Annotated in this window: 16 protein-coding genes; 7 read left to right on the forward strand and 9 right to left on the reverse strand. The window is 65.2% G+C overall.

What is annotated here, in order from left to right; translation table 11 throughout:
* Positions 1 to 6: 6 nt before the first annotated feature.
* Positions 7 to 1,410, reverse strand: coding sequence for a KamA family radical SAM protein (locus AC56LG_RS08090; RefSeq protein WP_497165584.1), 1,404 nt, complete (start codon positions 1,408 to 1,410; stop codon positions 7 to 9).
* Positions 1,411 to 1,708: 298 nt separating this feature from the next.
* On the opposite strand from AC56LG_RS08090, the gene AC56LG_RS08095 reads away from it, so the two are divergent.
* Positions 1,709 to 2,164: a cache domain-containing protein gene (locus AC56LG_RS08095; protein ID WP_497165585.1), complete on the forward strand. Its 456-nt coding sequence runs from the start codon at positions 1,709 to 1,711 to the stop codon at positions 2,162 to 2,164.
* 56 nt (positions 2,165 to 2,220) lie between these two features.
* Positions 2,221 to 3,930, forward strand: a complete 1,710-nt coding sequence (locus tag AC56LG_RS08100; protein WP_497165586.1) for a methyl-accepting chemotaxis protein — start codon at positions 2,221 to 2,223, stop codon at positions 3,928 to 3,930.
* On the opposite strand, the gene AC56LG_RS08105 is transcribed toward AC56LG_RS08100, so the two are convergent.
* A complete protein-coding gene (locus AC56LG_RS08105; RefSeq protein ID WP_497165587.1) occupies positions 3,911 to 4,480 on the reverse strand; it encodes a DNA-3-methyladenine glycosylase in 570 nt (189 codons plus the stop codon). The two genes, AC56LG_RS08100 and AC56LG_RS08105, sit on opposite strands and share 20 nt — an antisense overlap.
* Before the next feature lie 145 nt (positions 4,481 to 4,625).
* Between AC56LG_RS08105 and AC56LG_RS08110 the strand changes: the two genes are divergently transcribed.
* Together AC56LG_RS08110 and AC56LG_RS08115 are read left to right on the forward strand one after the other, a co-directional pair.
* Positions 4,626 to 5,507 (forward strand): HDOD domain-containing protein, encoded by an 882-nt coding sequence (locus AC56LG_RS08110; protein ID WP_497165588.1) that lies wholly within the window; start codon positions 4,626 to 4,628, stop codon positions 5,505 to 5,507.
* A gap of 76 nt (positions 5,508 to 5,583) precedes the next feature.
* A complete protein-coding gene (locus tag AC56LG_RS08115; RefSeq protein WP_497165589.1) occupies positions 5,584 to 6,753 on the forward strand; it encodes a tetratricopeptide repeat protein in 1,170 nt (389 codons plus the stop codon).
* Between the two features lie 141 nt (positions 6,754 to 6,894).
* Here AC56LG_RS08115 and infA read toward each other — a convergent pair whose 3' ends face one another.
* The 7 genes from infA to AC56LG_RS08150 all read right to left on the reverse strand — a co-directional run bounded on the left by infA (position 6,895) and on the right by AC56LG_RS08150 (position 15,408).
* Entirely contained in the window at positions 6,895 to 7,164 is a 270-nt protein-coding gene (infA, locus tag AC56LG_RS08120; protein WP_497165590.1) for a translation initiation factor IF-1, read from the reverse strand.
* A gap of 522 nt (positions 7,165 to 7,686) precedes the next feature.
* A complete protein-coding gene (locus tag AC56LG_RS08125) occupies positions 7,687 to 8,235 on the reverse strand; it encodes a DNA-deoxyinosine glycosylase (protein WP_497165591.1) in 549 nt (182 codons plus the stop codon).
* A 107-nt stretch (positions 8,236 to 8,342) separates the two neighbouring features.
* Positions 8,343 to 9,809: an efflux transporter outer membrane subunit gene (locus AC56LG_RS08130; RefSeq protein WP_497165592.1), complete on the reverse strand. Its 1,467-nt coding sequence runs from the start codon at positions 9,807 to 9,809 to the stop codon at positions 8,343 to 8,345.
* The gene (locus AC56LG_RS08135; RefSeq protein ID WP_497165593.1) at positions 9,806 to 12,985 is read right to left on the reverse strand and encodes an efflux RND transporter permease subunit; all 3,180 of its coding nucleotides are present in this window, start codon (positions 12,983 to 12,985) and stop codon (positions 9,806 to 9,808) included. The genes AC56LG_RS08130 and AC56LG_RS08135 overlap by 4 nt, the downstream gene beginning before the upstream one ends.
* A 3-nt stretch (positions 12,986 to 12,988) precedes the next feature.
* Positions 12,989 to 14,173 (reverse strand): efflux RND transporter periplasmic adaptor subunit, encoded by a 1,185-nt coding sequence (locus tag AC56LG_RS08140; RefSeq protein WP_497165594.1) that lies wholly within the window; start codon positions 14,171 to 14,173, stop codon positions 12,989 to 12,991.
* Between the two features lie 165 nt (positions 14,174 to 14,338).
* On the reverse strand, positions 14,339 to 15,193 hold the full coding sequence (locus AC56LG_RS08145; RefSeq protein ID WP_497165595.1) for an alpha/beta hydrolase: 855 nt from the start codon (positions 15,191 to 15,193) through the stop codon (positions 14,339 to 14,341).
* Entirely contained in the window at positions 15,190 to 15,408 is a 219-nt protein-coding gene (locus tag AC56LG_RS08150; protein ID WP_497165596.1) for a hypothetical protein, read from the reverse strand. The genes AC56LG_RS08145 and AC56LG_RS08150 overlap by 4 nt, the downstream gene beginning before the upstream one ends.
* A gap of 153 nt (positions 15,409 to 15,561) precedes the next feature.
* Between AC56LG_RS08150 and AC56LG_RS08155 the strand changes: the two genes are divergently transcribed.
* From AC56LG_RS08155 to AC56LG_RS08165, 3 genes are all read left to right on the forward strand, one after another.
* Positions 15,562 to 16,512 (forward strand): LysR family transcriptional regulator, encoded by a 951-nt coding sequence (locus tag AC56LG_RS08155; protein WP_497165597.1) that lies wholly within the window; start codon positions 15,562 to 15,564, stop codon positions 16,510 to 16,512.
* A 58-nt stretch (positions 16,513 to 16,570) separates the two neighbouring features.
* The gene (locus AC56LG_RS08160; protein WP_497165598.1) at positions 16,571 to 17,017 is read left to right on the forward strand and encodes an Mpo1 family 2-hydroxy fatty acid dioxygenase; all 447 of its coding nucleotides are present in this window, start codon (positions 16,571 to 16,573) and stop codon (positions 17,015 to 17,017) included.
* Positions 17,018 to 17,097: 80 nt separating this feature from the next.
* A complete protein-coding gene (locus AC56LG_RS08165; RefSeq protein WP_497165599.1) occupies positions 17,098 to 17,556 on the forward strand; it encodes an outer membrane lipoprotein in 459 nt (152 codons plus the stop codon).
* The last annotated feature ends 77 nt before the right edge of the window (positions 17,557 to 17,633 follow it).

Genomic DNA, 17,633 nt, shown 5'->3' on the forward strand with positions numbered 1-17,633 from the left:
CCTGGATCAGGCTGCGCTGGGCTGGTTGTCGCTGGCGCGGCGGTCGTGCGTGGCCGGCACGATCGGGATCACGCGGCCGCCCGGCACGTAGTGGCTAGGGTCACCGCCCTCCTCTTCGAAGAAGAATTTCTTGCGGCCGAAGGCGGGTTTCAGGTGGTCGAGCCAGGTGGCTTCCGAATCGTATTTGGCGAAGAAGGGTTTGCGTACCCAGTCCGGATTACGCGCCTGCAGGAACTGCAAGGCGAACAGTTTTTCGCCGTTGATCGTCACCACGCCGTCGATCACGACCTTGCCGGGGAAGGCGCTCATCGACGGCCCGCGCACGGTGCGCGACAGGCCCGACACCATCGAGTAGGCCTGCTGGAAGATCTCGTGGGCCTTTGCCAGCGGCAGCGCGAAATAATCGCTCGGACCGGTGTCGCGCTCGACGAACATGTAATACGGGATCGCGCCCAAACGTACGCCGGTGGTCCACAGTTCGGCCCAGCTTTTCGGGTCTTCGTTGATGTGGCGGATCAGCGGCCCCTGCATGCGCAGCGTGGCGCCGGTGCCGACGATGCGTTTCACGGCGGCCTGCGCTACGGGCGCGCGCAGTTCGACCACGTGGTTGTAGTGGCCCATGATGGCCAGATTCTTGCCGGCTTTTACCACGCGCTCGAACAGGCGCATCAGGTCGTCGGAATCCTTGTCGGAGACGAAGCGCTGCGGCCAGTAGGCGACCGACTTGGTGCCGATGCGGATGTTCTGGATGTGGGCCAGTTCGGGCGCCAATAAAGGCTCGAGAAATTCCGTGAGCGAGCGCGTATTCATGATCATCGGGTCGCCGCCGGTAAGCAGGACGTCGGTCACGTCCGGGTGCGTCGCCAGGTAGGACACCAGTTCCGAGCACTCTTTCGCATTGAACTTCATGTCGTCCATGCCGACGAACTGCGGCCAGCGGAAGCAGAAGGTGCAATAGGCGTGGCAGGTCTGGCCCGCGCTCGGGAAGAACAGCACCGTCTCCTTGTACTTGTGCTGCAGGCCGTGCAGCGGCGCGTCGTTCACGCGGGGGACGTTGTGGGTCATCTGGCCGGCCGGGTGCGGGTTCATGCGCATGCGGATCTGGTGCGCCAGTTTCGCCGTGGCGGCGTCGTCCCTCTTGTGCAGCACCAGGTCGCGCAGCTGTTCGTATTCGCGCGCGGGCAGCATGTCGCGATGCGGGAAGGTCAGGCGAAAGATCGGATCGTCGGGGATGCGGTCCCAGTCGATCAGCTGGTCGAGCACGTATTCGTTGACGCGAAACGGGAGCACATGCGAGACGACTTGTGTCGCTTCCTGCAGCTCGGGGCTCATCCATTGCCATTGGCGCGCCAGCGCGATGGTCTGGCGGGTATACGGCTTGAACTTGGCGGGGGTCGATTCGGTGGTCACGGCATGCTCCTGGAAAGGAAAGATGGGTGGCGGTGGCAGCTGGCGAATTCTTGAGTAAGAAATTGCCGGCAGGAACTCATCTTAGGGGCACGCAATCCGCATGAATTGCCAACCATCAACTACGGCGAAACAAACTTTCTTTTAAGAATAATTAGTTTGCTTGAAGACATGTTGCACGCTGTCTGCACCGCCGGGAACGCTTTGTGCGAGCGCAAATTGCCTATTGAAAGTGCAGCGTACATTTCCCAATGCACTTAGGAAAGTTTTACCCATGCACGTCTATCGAAAGGATTGTTCCATGAAGCTGCTCGCCACTGCCACCGCCCTGTGCCTCGGACTTGCCTGCTCCGGTGCACTGGCCAATGACCCGACTGAAAAAGATGCGATCGCCATGACCGAACGCGGCGCCTCGCTGATGAAGGCGAAGGGCAAGGAAGAAATGATGAAGCGCATCAGCGCCAAGGATCCGGAATTCGTCCAGGGCGAACTGTATGTCGGCATGCGCGACATCAAGACGGGCGTGATGCTGGCGCATCCGCACAATCCCTCGATCGTCGGCAAGGACCTGACCGATGTGCCCGACGCCAACGGCAAGAAATACCGCCGCGCGATCATCGACCTGGCTGCCGCCAAGGGGAAAGGCTGGGTCGACTACGTGTACAAAAACCCGACCACCGGCAAGATCGAACCGAAGACGACGTATGTCATGAAAGTCGACGACGTGGTGCTGGAAGCGGGCATCTACAAGAAATAAACGCAGTGAAATGGGGGCGGCTTCGGCCGCCCTTTTATTTGGTAACGGAGAAAAGCATGCTGAAAAAACTACGGATTGGCCCGAAGCTGCTGCTGGCGCCGGGACTGGTGCTGGTGCTGCTGACGCTGCTGTCCGGCGGCGCCTATTACGGCATGGTGCGCCAGCATGCCTCGCTCGAGAACATGGTGCAGGTGCGCGCGGCGCGCCTGCAGGATACGGCCGACGTCGCCGGCGACGCCAAGCATGCGCACGCCAACATCTATCAATTGCTGGCCTGGATCAGCGGCAGCTTCGCCAAGGAGCGGCTCGACGGCCTGGTCAAGGACATCAACCACAAGCATGCCGACATCAAGACCCGGCTGGAGGCACTGGCGAAGGTCGCCGAGCCGGCCGAACGCAAGCTGATCGACGCTTCCGCCACGGCGCTGGCCGCCTACCGCAAGGCGGTGCTGGACACCATCGAGATGGCGCAGGTCGACCAGTCGATCGCCACCAATTCGATGCAGAAGGCAGAAAAGGAGTTCGGCGTATTGAATACCCAGCTGGCGCAGCTGGCGGCGCTGGAGACCCACCTGAGCGAAGAAGCGTATGCCGCCGCCGGCGCCGAATTCCGCATGCTGGGCGTGACGATGGCGGTGCTGGTCGTGCTGTCGATCGCCCTCTCGCTGACGGTGACGATGCTGGTACGGCGCGCCATGCTGCAGGATATCCGCGCCATCTCTGACGTGGTGAACGAACTGGCCGAAGGCCGCCTCGCCGGCGCCACCGGCAGCACGGGTCGCGACGAGATCGCCGACACCTCGCGCGCACTCGACCACACCATCGGCACCCTGAACACGACCCTGCACGCGATCCTGACCTCGGTGCGTTCGATCGATACCGCCTCCAAGGAAATCGCCACCGGCAACCTCGACCTGTCGACCCGCACCGAAATGCAGGCCGGCTCGCTCGAACAGACCGCCAGCGCCATGGAAACGCTGACGGTGGCAGTCAAGGACAACGCGAACAACGCGCGCCTGGCGACCGACCTCGCAGCGGAAGCGGCGCGCCTGGCGGCGCACGGCGGCCAGGCGGTCGACCGCGCAGTGACGACGATGGAATCGATCCGCGCCAGCTCGCGCAAGATCGTCGAGATCATCGGCGTCATCGACGGCATCTCGTTCCAGACGAATATCCTGGCGCTGAACGCGGCGGTCGAGGCGGCGCGTGCCGGCGAACAGGGACGCGGCTTCGCGGTGGTGGCCTCCGAAGTGCGCACGCTGGCGCAACGCTCGGCGGCGGCGGCCAAGGAAATCAAGGCGCTGATCGCCGATTCGGTCGCGATCATCGACGGCGGCGCGGCCTCGGTCAACGAAGCGGGCAGCAGCATGGGCCATATCGTCGCTTCCGTAAAACAGGTAAACGACATCATCGAGCGCATCAGCATCGCCAGCACCGAACAGGCCGAGGGCATCGCCGAAGTCAATCACGCGGTCGGGCAGATGGACGACATGACCCAGCAGAACGCGGCCCTGGTCGAAGAAGCGGCGGCGGCGGCCGAAAGCCTGCACGAGCAGACCGTCAACCTGGCGCGCGCCGTGTCGGTGTTCCAGATCGACGGCATCGAACCGCTGGCCGAGGCGGCTACGGTAGACGAGCAGGCCGAATTCCAGGACCCGCGCGAGCGGCGCGCGCCGGGCAGTCCGATGCGCAAAGCGATGAGAGATGCGCCGCCGGCGCTGGCGCATGCCGGCAGCGTCGATCAGGTCAGCGGAACGGACGGCTGACGAAACGCGAGCCGGCCAGGCCGAAGCGCCAGGGCACGTCCATCGCCTTGGAGATGCCGATGCGCGGGCCCTCAACGATCTCGAGTCCCGCGGGCGCCGCTTCCAGAACGAACGGCGGTTGCGCCAGCGACTGGCCGTTGAAGGCGCGCGTCACCGCCAGCGCCTGGCACAATTTACCGGGGCCGGAACACAGCGCCGCGGCGTCCTCGGCGTCGCGGCGCTGGCGCATGACATCCAGGCCCGCCAACGGCTCGATCGCACGGATCAGTACCCCGGCGCCATGTCCCTCTTCGCGGCAGACGAAATTCAGGCACCAGTGGATGCCGTAGGAGCGGTAGACATAGCAATGCGCCGGCGGCCCGAACATGGCAGCGTTGCGCTCGGTGGGACCGGAAAAGGCGTGCGAGGCCGGATCTTCGCGGTCATAGGCTTCGGTTTCGACGATGCGCCCGCCGACGCCGTCGATCAGGACCACGACCCCGATCAACTGGCGCGCGACCACATCGCTCGGCGCATAAAAATCGATTCCTGCGAGATGTGCTGGGTTCATGCGGGCGATTTTAGGCGTTTCGACAACAGCGCTCTGTCCGTTTTGCCACACAAGGACCTGATCACCGTACCATGTTGCTGCAATGAAATGCAGCATCGTTTATAGTGGCGGTCTTCGTTTTATTTCCTATAAGCACTTTCCCTCCATGACTACAGTTGCCGCCCATGCAATGCCACAGCGCGTCGCACCTGTTGCCGCCGCCGACCCGGTCGACGAATTGATCAAGTCGATTCGCATTCCGCCGCGTCCCAGCCTGCTGGCCGACTTGCAGGCCGAACTGGCGTCGAGCGATCCGTCGCCGGAGCGCATCGGCCGCATCGTCGCGGCCGACGTCGGCATGGCCGGCGCCCTGCTGAAGCTAGCCAATTCCTCGCTGTTCGGCGGACGCCGCGCCAAGTCGATCGAGCAGGCGATCCTGTTCCTCGGCATTAACCAGGTGGCGGCGCTGATGACGGGCCTGCTGGCGCGCCAGGCGATTCCCGTCGAAAGTGCCGCGCTCGCCAATTTCTGGGACGTTTCGACCAGGCGTTCGCATGCGATGGTGTTCCTGTCGCGCCGCCTGCGCATCGGCGCGCCCGACATCGCCCACACCTTCGGCCTGTTCTGCGATACCGGGATGCCGCTCTTGGTCAAGCGCTTCCCCGACTATGAGGCCACCTTCCTCGACGCCGAGGCCGAAGCGCAGCGCCCGTTCACGGCGCTCGAGGACGAACGCCACAGCACCAATCACGCGGCCGTCGGCACCCTGCTGGCGCGTAACTGGGGCTTGTCGGGCGAGGTGGCGTGGGCGATCCTGCACCACCACGACTACAGCGTGCTGGAAGACGAACACACCGACGACGCGGTGCGCTCTCTGGTCGCCCTGTCGCTGCTGGCCGAGCGCGCGCTGCGCCGCTACCAGGGCCATGCCGGCTCGCCCGAATGGGACAAGGGCGGCGTACGCGCCTGCGCCTATCTCTCGCTCGACGAGGACGAGGCGGACGAACTGCTGGATGAACTCGAAGAAGCGCTGCACGACGATCAGTAAAACCAGTAAATACAGGCTTTGACAGCCAACCTGGGGCGGACGATACTGGGACATCGCTACCGGCTTGGGAGGCATGATGAAAACCTGGATCCTGGCGCTGCTCCTCGTATTGTCCGGCTGCGCCCATCAAGTGCAGGATCCCGCTGCCGCCGGCCGCGTCGCCGCCCTGCTCGATGACGCCGCCTTCCCGCGGCCGGCGACGCACATCGATGCCGATAACCTGTTCACACTCAGTCCCGAGATGCGCCGCCACCTGGGCAGCACGCAGTTCCGCACCCTGCTGCGCGACTATGGTCCGACCTCCGGCCTGGTGCGCGCGCTGTACGATCGCCGCGAACTCGCGCTCGACTACGATTCCACGTACACCGGCACCGCCGCCGAAACCTATGCGGCACGCAGGGGCAACTGCCTGTCGCTGGTCATCATGACCGCCGCCTTCGCGCGCGCACTGGACATGAACGTCAGCTTCCGCGACGTGCAGATCGAGGACACCTGGAGCCGCGACCGCACGCTCTTCCTGGTCAGCTCGCACGTCAACCTGAGCCTGGCGCCGAAAGGGCCGCGCAGCACCGACGATACCAGCGGCGTACTTACCGTCGATTTCGTGCAGTTGCCGCCGAACGCCCGCGAGCGCGTGCGCTTCCTCGACGAAGCCGATATCGTCGCCCGCTACATGAACAACCGCGCCGCCGAAGAGCTGGTCCAGGGACACCATGCCGAGGCCTACTGGTGGGCGCGCGGCGCCCTGCTGCGCAAACCAGGCTTCGAGGGCGCACTCAATACGCTGGCCGTCGTCTACCAGCGCAGCGGCCGCCCGCTGCTGGCCGAACGGGCCTACCGCGCCGCGCTCGAACGCGAGCCCGACAGCCTGGTCGTGCTGCAGAACCTCGCGCCACTGCTGGCGGCCAACGGCAAGCAGGCCGAAGCCGCGGTGCTGGAGGAGCGGCTGGCGCGCCTGTACCCGGCGCCGCCCTACCACTACTTCCAGCAGGGGATGACCGCCTACCATGCGGGCGATTTCGCCGCGGCGCGCAGCCTGTTCGCACGCGAAGTCGCGCGTGCGCCCGACAACGACGAGTTCCATTTCTGGCTCGGTGCGGCGAACTTGCAGCTAGGAGAATGGCGCAGCGCCGAGAAGCAGCTGGCGCTGGCGCGCGACACCAGCGTGCGGCCGGATACGCGCGAACGTTATTCGGCCAAGCTGGGGCACTTGCGCGCGATGGCGGCAGGAACGCAGCGTCGGTAATCGGTGGGGAGAGAAGTTGAAACCTGCGTGACCTTGCGCCACTGGAGAGATGCGGGCGCGGCCGGGAGGCCGCACCGGGGTGATACCGCTGCCGGCCGCGATGGCGTCAATGCGCACACCGCAACCGGCAACATGAACTGCTTAGCGGCGGCGCTGGAAGCCGCCCGGGCGTGGTGCCGGCGCGCCGCGCGTTTCGATGTGACGGAACACGATACGGCCTTTGTTCAGGTCGTACGGCGACAGTTCCAGCGTCACCTTGTCGCCCGCCAGGATGCGGATGTGGTTTTTCTTCATCCGGCCCGAGGTGTAGGCGACGAGCTTGTGGCCGTTATCCATTTCGACGCGGAAACGCAGTTCCGGCAGCACTTCGGTGACGAGGCCGTTCATTTCGATGAGTTCTTCTTTTGCCATGTTGTTCTTCCTTTGAAGGTTGGTGCGAGCTGGCGCAAGACGACGGCGCCGCGACGATGCTGCTGCGCGATGCCAGTGCCCGCAGGTGACTGGATCGGCGAAAAAAAAGTGAATGGGCCGCGATCTGGCGGATAGTGACGCGGCGGCTTCGATCCGGGACTGCAGCCGGACGCCGACCTGCGCGTTGATAGAAAAAAAAGCCCGCACGGTGCGAGCTTCGTTTCAATGGTTTGTCAATGCTTTGTATCGCTGCTCTGCCAATGCTATCTGCAAGGTGCGGAGCCCTGGACGCCCATGCTATCTGCGTGGTGCCCCCATCGGTGTAAGTCGACCAATGTATCTCGAATCAATCCCGCCTGGCTGGTCGCTGGCGACGTTACACACATCGCGTTGCGGGCCTTGAGGGGATGTCGTCAAGGCCTATTTACCCTCACGACTGAAATCAGTGTACCACGGATCGAAAAGGCGCGTATGGACCGGGTCAGAATTGTCCGGCTGCAACAACAGACAATGCCCGGCTGGTCACAACAGGGAGCCTTGCGCGGGCGCCGCTTGTACCGGCGCGCCCTCTTCTACCAGCTGGCGCCATACCTGCAACTTCTGCTCGAAGTTCATCGCCATGTGCGCCGGCGAACTCGACGGCAGCACGACGGTGCGGTAGCCGGCTTCTTGGAATTGCGGCGCGAATTTTCCCGACGCCTGGCCGTTAAAGCCGACCGTTTGCAGTTCCGGACACAGGCTGTGCAGGCGCGCGAAATCGTTGGCCGCGGGTTTGCGGATGGCGGAGTCGAGACTGCCCTCGCGCTCGCAGGCGCCGAGCACGTCCCACAGGCCGATGCGGTGCGCCAGCAGGCGCGGCAAACGTTCGGCGTATGGCAGCGCGGCCAGGTCTTCATCGACCAGCGCCGAGACCAGGCGCCAGAATTGATTGCGCGGATGTGCGTAGTACTGGGCGGCGGCGAGCGACTGGGCGCCAGGAAAACTGCCGAGGAGGAGGATGCGGATGCCGGGATCGAGCACCGGCGCGAGGCCGGTCAGGAGTAGCGAGTCGGGAGATGCAGGCGTGGTCATGCGGGGATTGTAGCCCTGCCCGCGCGGCCGGGCCGCACACAAAAAAACGGCGGACCACGCCTGGTCCGCCGCAAAGGGTCACACAGCAAATCGTTCAGCGCACCCGTTTAGCGCACAGCCAGCGGCGCGGCTGCCGGCGCGGGCGCATCCCAGCCGCCGCCGAGCGCGCGGATCAGCGCCACCGTCGTCATGGCCTGGTTGCCGCGCAGTTGGGCCGCGCTGCGCTCGCTGGCGGCGAGGTTGCGCTGGGCGTCGAGCAGGTCGAGGTAGCTGGAGCGGCCGGCGTCGTAGAGCTTTTGCGCCAGTTCCACCGAACGGCGCGCCGAGCGCACCGCGTCGTCGACCTGCTCGCCCTGGGCGGCGAGGATGCGCACGCCGGCCAGGTTGTCTTCGACTTCGGCAAAGGCCGCCAGCACCCGTTCGCGATACGCGCCCACCGATTCCTCCAGCGCCGCTTCGCTACGCGTCACGTTCGCCCGGTTGCGGCCGCCGTCGATGACGGGCAGCGACAGCAGCGCGCCCAGCACCCAGGAGCGGCTGCTCCATTTGAATGCTTCGGCCATCGTGCCGCCGACGCCGCCACCGGCGGCATCGATGGTCAAGGCCGGGAACATCGCCGCGCGCGCCACGCCGATGCGCGCATTGGCCGCTTCCATCGCGCGCTGGGCGGCGGCGATGTCGGGGCGCCGCTCCAACAAGGTCGAGGGCAGCCCGGCGGGAATCGCGGGCAGCGCCAGCGCCTCCGGCAAGGGATTGTTGGCGGCTGTGAAGCGCGCCGCCGGGCGGCCCAGCAGCACGGCGAGCGCGTGTTCGGCATTCGTGCGTTGCCGCTGCAGGCCGATCGCTTCGGCGCGCGTGGCCGACAGTTCGGTGCGGGCGCGGGTCAGGTCGAATTCGCCGATGTCGCCCAGGTCGAACCGGCGCTGGTTGACGCGCACGCTTTCGGCGCGCAGGCGCACGGCGGCATCCACCGTCGCCAGTTCGGCGTCGAGCGCCTGCAGGCGGAACCAGGTCTGCGCCACGTCGGCCTGCAGCGACAGCAGCACCGAGCGGTAGGTCGCAAGGGCGGCGCCGGCATCCTGGCGCGCCGCTTCGACGTTCGCACTTACGCGGCCCAACAGGTCGACCTCGTAACTGGCGCTGAGGCTGGCGCTATAACTGTTCTGCGGCGCGATCGGGCTGCCCTGCGGCAGATTGAGGTCGCGCGGCGCCGGGCGCGCGCGCTGGGCCTGGACACCGAGTCCGACCTGGGGAGTGCGGTCGGCCTGGGCGATGCCCGCGATCGCCCGCGCCTGCTTCACGCGCGCCGCGGCGACGGCCAGGCTGGCATTGTTGCGGGTCGCCTCGTCGACCAGTTCGGTCAGGCGCGGGTCCTGGAAGGCGAGCCACCATGCGCCGCGCGGCTGCTGCTCGGCCTGGCGCGCCTGGGTCCAGCGGTTGCCGTCGGCGGCGGTCTGGATGGCGCTTGCCTCCTTGAACGCGGCCGGGGTGTCGATGGCCGGTTGCTTGAATGCGGGCGCTGCACAGGCACTCAGCAGCAGTGCCACCATCAGGGGTGCAATCATCGTTTTCATTGTGCGACTCCTTCCACTGCAAACACCGGCGGGGTCGCAGGTTGTTTCTCGAAACGTTTGGCAAAGGTGCGCAGCAGGACGTAGAACAGCGGCGTCAGGAACAGGCCGAAGAAGGTCACGCCCAGCATGCCGGCAAACACCGCCACCCCCATCGCGTGGCGCATCTCGGCGCCGGCGCCGCTGGAAAACACGAGCGGCACCACGCCCATGATGAATGCGATCGAGGTCATCAGGATCGGACGCAGGCGCAGGCGGCTCGCTTCCAGTGCCGCGTCGATCACGCTGCGGCCGTGGTGCTCGAGTTCGCGGGCGAACTCCACGATCAGGATCGCATTTTCCGAGGCCAGCCCCACCAGCACGAACAGCGCGATCTGCGTGAAGATGTTGTTGTCGCCACCGGTGAGTTTCACGCCCAGCAGCGCGCACAGGATCGACATCGGCACGATCAGGATCACGGCCAGCGGCAGGGTCCAGCTTTCATATTGGGCAGCCAGCACCAGGAATACCAGCAGCACGCACAGCGGGAAGACATACACCATGGTGTTCCCCGACAGGATGTCCTGGTAGGTCAGGTCGGTCCATTCGTAGGCGATCCCTTTCGGCAGCGTCTCCTGCGCGATCTTTTCAAAGATGGCTTGCGCCTGGCCCGACGAGACGCCGGCCGCCGGGGCGCCGTTCATGTCGGCCGTCACATAAGCGTTGTAGCGCTGCACGCGGTCCGGTCCATAGCTGTCCTTTACCTGCATCAGCGACGACAGCGGGATCATCTCGCCTTTCAGGTTACGCACCTTCAGCTGCGAGATCTGCTCTGGCTGCGAGCGGAACTGGGCATCGGCCTGCACCCGCACCTGGTAGGTCCTGCCGAACTGGTTGAAATCGTTCACATACAGCGAGCCGAGGTTCACCTGCAAAGTCTGGTAAATCGTTTGCAGCGGCACGCCGAGCTGCTTGGCCTTTACGCGGTCGACGTCGGCGAACAGCTGCGGCACGTTGATCTGGTAGCTCGAGAACACGCCCTGCAAGCGCGGGTCGGCCCAGGCCTTGGCCTGCATCGCCTGCGTCGCCTTGTACAGCGCGTCGTAGCCGAGGTTGCCGCGGTCTTCCAGCATCATCTTGAAGCCACCTGTCGTGCCGAGGCCATTCACGGGCGGTGGCGGCAGCACCATCACGAAGGCGTCTTCGACCGCGCCCATGCGCTTGTTGATTTCGGCGGCGATCGCCTCGGCCGATTGCTCCTTGCCGCGCCGTTCGCTGAACGGTTTCAGGCCGGTGAACACGATGCCGGCGTTCGGTGCATTGGTAAAGCCGTTGATCGACAGGCCCGGGAAAGCGATCGACGATTCGACACCGGGAATCTCGGTGGCGATCGCCGACATACGGCGGATGACGGCGTCGGTACGGTCGAGCGAGGCGGCGTCGGGCAGCTGGGCAAAGCCGATCAGATACGCCTTGTCCTGCTGCGGCACGAAGCCGGGCGGCACCACCTTGAACATGACCACAGCGCCCACGCCCAGCAGCGCATACACGGCCAGGGACAGGGTCTTGCGGCGCAGGACGGTCTGCACGCCGCCTTCGTAGCGGTGCGAAGCACGCCCGAAGAAGCGGTTGAAGGCGGCGAAGAAGCGCCCGAACACGGTGTCGATGGCGCGCGTGACGCGGTCCTTCGGCGCATCGTGCGCTTTCAGCAGTGCCGCCGACAGGGCCGGCGCCAGCGTCAGCGAAGCAAAGGCCGAGATCACGGTGGAAATCGCAATCGTCAGCGCGAACTGGCGATAGAACTGGCCGGTCAGGCCGGAGACAAAGGCGATCGGCACGAACACGGCGCACAGCACCAGGGCAATCGCGATGATCGGGCCGGACACTTCCTTCATCGCCTGGATGGTCGCGTCGTGCGGGTTCAGGCCATTCGAGATGTTGCGCTCGACGTTTTCTACCACGACGATGGCGTCATCGACCACGATACCGATCGCCAGCACCAGCCCGAACAGCGACAGGGTATTGATCGAAAAGCCGAACATCAGCATCACGGCAAAGGTGCCGACCACCGATACCGGCACCGCCAGCAGCGGAATGATCGAGGCGCGCCAGCTTTGCAGGAACACGATCACGACGATCGCCACCAGCACGATCGCTTCGAACAGGGTTTTAATCACGGAGTCGATCGACTCGCGCACGAATTGGGTTGGGTCGTACACAATGCTGTATTCGACACCTTCCGGAAACTCTTCCGACAGCTCGGCCATGGTAGCGCGCACGTCCGTCGACAGTTGCAGCGCATTCGCATTCGGCGCCTCGAAGATCGGGATGGCGACCGCCGACTTGTTGTTCAGGAGCGAGCGCAGCGCATACGAATTCGAGCCCATCTCCAGGCGCGCCACATCTTTCAATAAGGTCGTCGAGCCGTCCTCGCCGGTCTTGACGATGATGGCGCCAAACTCCTCGACACTCGACAGGCGGCCCTGGGTATTCACGGTCAACTGGAATTCGGCGCCCTTGGCCGGGCCCTGGCCGACGACGCCGGCTGCCACCTGCACGTTCTGCTCGCGGATCGCATCGACGATGTCGCCCGCGACCAGGCCGCGCTGCGCCACCTTTTGCGGGTCGAGCCAGACGCGCATGGCGTAGTCGCCGGAACCGAACAGCTGCACTTCGCCCATGCCTTCGATGCGCGCCAGGCGGTCCTTGATGTTCAGGGTCGCGTAGTTGCGCAGGTACAGGTCATCGTAGCGGCCGTCCGGCGAGTTCAGGTGCACCACCATGGTCAGGTTCGGCGAACTTTTCACGGTGGTGACGCCGATCTGGCGCACCTCTTCCGGCAGGCGCGGCAGCGCGCGCTGGACGCGGTTCTGCACCTGCGTCTCGGCCTGCTCGACATTGGTGCCGATGGCGAAAGTCACGGTCAGCATCAGCGCGCCGTCGGAGGTGTTTTGCGAGGACATGTACAGCATGTTCTCGACGCCGTTGATCTGTTCTTCCAGGGGCGCGGCCACCGTTTCGGCGATCACCTTCGGGTTGGCGCCCGGGTACTGGGCGCGCACCACGATCGAGGGCGGCACCACGTCCGGGTATTCGGAGATCGGCAATTGAAAAATCGCGATCAGGCCGGAGACGAAGACCAGCACCGACAGCACGACGGCGAAGATCGGTTTGTCGACAAAGAAGCGGGAGAAGTTCATGGCTTACTCCTTGATGTTTGCAGCAAGCGCCAGCGGCGCGGCATCCGTCATCGGCACGATCTGCGGTGCGACGGCCGCGCCGGGACGCACGCGCTGCAAGCCGTTGACGACGATCTTCTCTCCCGCTTTCACGCCACTGCGCACCACGCGCAAACCGTCGACCACGGGGCCGAGGGTGACCTGGCGGTATTCGGCCTTGCCCTCCTTGTCGACCACGAACACGAACTTGCGGCTCTGGTCGGTGCCGACCGCGCGCTCGTTGATCAGGACGGCATTGCGGCTGTCGGCCGCACCCAACTGGACGCGTGCGAACAGGCCCGGCACCAGGACGCCATCCTTGTTCTCGAAGGTGGCGCGCATGCGCACGCTGCCGGTGCGGGCGTCGAGCTGGTTGTCGACGAATTCGAGCTTGCCTTCGTGCGGGAACCCTTCCTCGTTGGCCAGGCCGACGCGCACCGCCACCGGGGCGCCATCGCGCGCCTTGGCGCCGACGCGCAGGTAAGTCTCTTCGTCGCCGTCGAAGCTGGCGTAGATGCGTTCGAGCGAGACCACGGAGGTGAGCAGCGCGCTCGGGTCGACCAGGTTGCCGAGGGTGATCTCGGCTTTCGAGACGCGGCCATCGATCGGCGAGACCACGCGGGTATAGGCCAGGTTCAGGCGCGCCGCCTCGTACTGGGCTTGGGCGGCTGCGGCAGTCGCGTCGAGTTCTTTCTGGCTGGCGGCGGCTTCGTCGAATTCGCGGCGGGCGATCGCCTTGTCCGCCATCAGGCTCTCGGCGCGCGCCAGTTCGCGTTTGGCGAGATCGGCCTTGGCGCGCGCCGAGGCGGCGGCGGCCTGGGCACGGGTGGCTTCGGCCTGGTAGGGCCGCGGGTCGACCACGAACAGGACGTCGCCCTTTTTAACCTCGCTGCCGGGCTTGAAGTTCACTGCGGTGATGAAGCCGCTGACGCGCGAACGGATTTCGACGCGCTCGACGGCTTCGAGGCGGCCGGAAAATTCCTGGGTTTCCGCGACCGGCTTTTCCAGCACGATAGCGGCCGACACCGGTGGCGCGGCGGGAGCGGCTGGCGCCGCGGTTTTGCCGGTGGCGTCGTCGCAGCCGGCCAGCGTGGCGCTTGCCAGGCCGGCGACGGCCAGGGCGGCCAGCAAGGGCCTTGCAGCGCTGGTGAGTTGTGTCAGCTTTCTCATGTTGATTCCTTTTTCTTGTGAGAATGTTAAAAATGTGGCGATAAGAAGACGAAACCCGTCCCGCCCGCGCCAGCCATGGCAAAACGCAGGAAAAAGCGGGTCCCGCCGCACCAAATGGTGCGGTTGTCCGTTCAGTTCAGTTGTGGAAGCGAGGTAGGTGCTGACTTAGCCTGGAAGGGCCCCCTGCCCTTCGAGATCGGCAATGAAGGTCGCGATTTCGGCCAGCGCCGGCCGTTCGCAGGCGCACTCGTTGCGCTCGTCCGCTTGCGGCGTCGGCAGCAGGCGGCGCACGGTGGCCTGGACACCGAAGCCGGCCAGTTTGGCGCCATAGGCTTCGGCTTCGTCGCGCAAGGGATCGTCCTCGGCGGAGAGAATCAGGGCCGGCGGCAGGTTTTTCAGGCGGCTCGATTGCAGGGGCGACGCGTACGGGTGGGTACGGTCCGCCGCGTTGGGCAGGTAGCCGCGGTAGGCGGCGGCGCAGCCATCGGCCAGCTTTTCCTGGTCGGGGCAGTTCGGCATCTCGCGCATCGAGCAGGTCGACAGGCCGGGGTCGAGCATCGGCATGATCAGGATCTGGCCTGCCAGCTTGGGTGCGCCGCGGTCGCGCGACATCAGGGCGCAGACGGCGGCCAGATTGGCGCCGGCTTCGATGCCGGCCACCAGCAGATGCTTGCCGTTCCAGCCGAGTTTGGTCTTGTTCTTTTTCGCCCACAGCAGCACGGCGTGGGCATCCTCGACCGCGGCCGGGAACGGGCGCACGGTGGCCAGCGTGTAGTTCGATGCCAGCACGACCGGCGTATGGCTGACGCCGGCCAGGTGGCGCAGGAAGCTGTCGGAGTCGTCCAGGTTATCGCTGACGAAACCGCCGGGTGGGAAGAACACGACCAGGGTGTCGCGCTTGCCCTTCTGGCCGGTGGCGTACAGGCGCGCCCGCAACGGGCCCTGCTCGCCGCTGACTTCCAGGTCGCGCACGCGTACGTCGTCGTTGATGGCATTGAAGCTGTCGAGGCGGTCGTTCATCGCGCCACCTCGGTGGAGACGGCGGCCAAGGTTGTCGGCGCCTGACCGGGGCAGATCGTCTCGACCATGACCGTGGACAGCGCATGCACGCCGCGCGCCTCCGCGCCCGCCGCCTGCGCATAGGCGCCGCTGCCGACCACGCCGGCCATGGCCAGGATGCCGATTGCCAGTGCGCTTAACGCCACGATGTTGTCCCGCATGTTCCGCAGTTTCATGATCCTGCTCCGCCCGCCAAAAAGGTTTTACTCCAGTACGCACACTATAGACATCCACTGGAATCTGATAAAGATGGCAATCGTGAATCCATTGTTCGCCAATCGCGAACAATACGCTTAAAATTGAATTAAAACAGGGATCGGGAGGAAGCAATGAACAAACTACAAGCCATGGAAGTCTTCGTTCAGGTCGTGGACAACGGCAGTTTTACGCGCGCAGCGGAACTGCTCGACCTGCCCAAGGCGAGCGTGTCGACCCTGGTGCAGGCATTGGAAAGCTCGCTCTCGGCCAAGCTGCTCCATCGCACGACGCGCCAGGTGACGGTAACTTCGGACGGCGCCGCCTATTACGAACGCTGCGTGCGCATCCTGGCCGACGTGCGCGATGCCGAGGAATCGCTGTCGCGCATGCGCATCAACCCGAGCGGACGCCTGCGCGTCGATACCCCGACCGGGCTGGCCAGCGAAATCCTGATTCCGGCACTGCCCGGTTTCTTCGAACGCTATCCCGACATCATGCTCGAACTGGGCAGCACCGACCGCCCGGTCGACCTGGTCGAGGAAGGCATCGATTGCGCGGTGCGCGGCGGGCCGCTGTTCGATACTAGCCTGATCGCACGGCGGGTCGGCATCATCCATTTTGTTACCGCCGCCGCGCCCTCCTACCTGGCGCGCTTTGGCATGCCGGCGCATCCCAACGACCTGGCACGGCACCGCTGCGTGAACTATTTTTCGGCCAAGACCGGTAAAGTCTACGACTGGGATTTCAATCGCGACGGCGAGCGCATCGAGGTGCCGATGCCGGGCGTGATCGCCCTCAACGATTCGAATGCCTACGTGCAGGCCGGCCTGTCCGGGCTGGGCATCGTCCAGATGACCGATTACCTTCTGATGCGCCACGTGGTGGAGGGACGCATGGTGCAGGTGCTGCCGGACTGGCTCAGCGACCCGCTGCCGGTGCACATCGTCTATCCGCAGAATCGCCACATGTCGGCCAAGGTGCGCGTGTTCGTGGAATGGGTGGCGGAAGTGTTCGCCAACCACCCACACATGCGCCTCGGCGCGCGACCGGCGTTCGCGCCGCCGGAACGGGCGGCAGCCTGAATTTTTGCGGCTCGGCCGGTGTAGAATCGTCGCATAACAATCCCGTCCGGAGACCAGCATGGACCACACCCCAGCCGCGCGCAACATCCATACCCTGCTCGCCCAGTACAGCGAGAGCCACCGCAACCCGACCAACGAGCTGATCCACTTCGTGTGCGTGCCCCTGATCGTGTTTTCGCTGCTCGGCATCCTGTACGCGCTGCATCCGGTACTGGCGCTGGTGGCCGTGGCCGGGTCGCTGTGGTACTACCTGCAGTTGTCGAAACCGTTCGCGGTCGGCATGCTGGCGATGTCGATCCTGATGCTGTCGATCCTGGCGGCGATGCCGCCGATGACGGTGCTGCCGCTGTCGATCGCCGTGTTCGTCGTGTCCTGGATCGGCCAGTTCATCGGCCACAAAATCGAGGGCAAGAAGCCCTCCTTCCTCGACGACCTGCGCTTCCTGCTGATCGGGCCGCTGTTCGTGCTGGGCTTCCTGTACCGGCGCTTGAATCTCGCTTATTGAATGGCTGCGCCTTGGTGTGCGGCGCACCTTGCTGGTGGAGAGTAAGCTTTGGGAAACGTATCAAGCTTGCGGAGATTGCCATGAAAGCCACCATTCCACTCGCAGTTCCTCTCCTCCTTGCAGCCTTGCTGGCCGGCTGCGCCACCCCGCCGCCGTCAGGCAGCGTGTATCGCGCCGGGCAGGTCCAGAACGAACAGGTCGTGCGTATGGGCACGGTCGAATCGGTGCGCAATGTCATCATCGCCAATCCGGAATCCGGCGTCGGCACGATGGGCGGCGCGGCGCTGGGCGGCCTGGCCGGCTCCCAGGCCGGCAGCGGCAACGGTTCGGCGGCAATGGGCATCGTCGGCGCCATCGCCGGCGGCCTGATCGGCCAGCGGGTCGAGGCCAACGCCAACAACAAGCCCGGCTTCGAGATCACGGTCCGGCTCGACAGCGGAGAATTGCGCGCCGTGACCCAGAGCGCGGACGAACTGTTCCGGCCCGGCGAACGCGTGCGCTTGCTGAGCAACGGCTACAACACGCGCGTCACTCATTGAATTCCCGGCATGCCGCCTCGGCCGCAAGGCTGATGCGGCCTTGCCACATCCAGGCCGCCGTCCCGGGCGCACGCCTC

The organism is Telluria sp. ZB2R32 (assembly GCF_059685715.1).

Bases quoted from the DNA above. Each gene is read 5' to 3' on its own strand.
- AC56LG_RS08095 (WP_497165585.1), top strand. From the start codon at position 1,709: ATGAAGCTGCTCGCCACTGCCACCGCCCTGTGCCTCGGACTTGCCTGC.
- AC56LG_RS08100 (WP_497165586.1), top strand. From the start codon at position 2,221: ATGCTGAAAAAACTACGGATTGGCCCGAAGCTGCTGCTGGCGCCGGGA.
- AC56LG_RS08105 (WP_497165587.1), bottom strand. From the start codon at position 4,480: ATGAACCCAGCACATCTCGCAGGAATCGATTTTTATGCGCCGAGCGAT.
- AC56LG_RS08110 (WP_497165588.1), top strand. From the start codon at position 4,626: ATGACTACAGTTGCCGCCCATGCAATGCCACAGCGCGTCGCACCTGTT.
- AC56LG_RS08115 (WP_497165589.1), top strand. From the start codon at position 5,584: ATGAAAACCTGGATCCTGGCGCTGCTCCTCGTATTGTCCGGCTGCGCC.
- infA (WP_497165590.1), bottom strand. From the start codon at position 7,164: ATGGCAAAAGAAGAACTCATCGAAATGAACGGCCTCGTCACCGAAGTG.
- AC56LG_RS08125 (WP_497165591.1), bottom strand. From the start codon at position 8,235: ATGACCACGCCTGCATCTCCCGACTCGCTACTCCTGACCGGCCTCGCG.
- AC56LG_RS08130 (WP_497165592.1), bottom strand. From the start codon at position 9,809: ATGAAAACGATGATTGCACCCCTGATGGTGGCACTGCTGCTGAGTGCC.
- AC56LG_RS08135 (WP_497165593.1), bottom strand. From the start codon at position 12,985: ATGAACTTCTCCCGCTTCTTTGTCGACAAACCGATCTTCGCCGTCGTG.
- AC56LG_RS08140 (WP_497165594.1), bottom strand. From the start codon at position 14,173: ATGAGAAAGCTGACACAACTCACCAGCGCTGCAAGGCCCTTGCTGGCC.
- AC56LG_RS08145 (WP_497165595.1), bottom strand. From the start codon at position 15,193: ATGAACGACCGCCTCGACAGCTTCAATGCCATCAACGACGACGTACGC.
- AC56LG_RS08150 (WP_497165596.1), bottom strand. From the start codon at position 15,408: ATGAAACTGCGGAACATGCGGGACAACATCGTGGCGTTAAGCGCACTG.
- AC56LG_RS08155 (WP_497165597.1), top strand. From the start codon at position 15,562: ATGAACAAACTACAAGCCATGGAAGTCTTCGTTCAGGTCGTGGACAAC.
- AC56LG_RS08160 (WP_497165598.1), top strand. From the start codon at position 16,571: ATGGACCACACCCCAGCCGCGCGCAACATCCATACCCTGCTCGCCCAG.
- AC56LG_RS08165 (WP_497165599.1), top strand. From the start codon at position 17,098: ATGAAAGCCACCATTCCACTCGCAGTTCCTCTCCTCCTTGCAGCCTTG.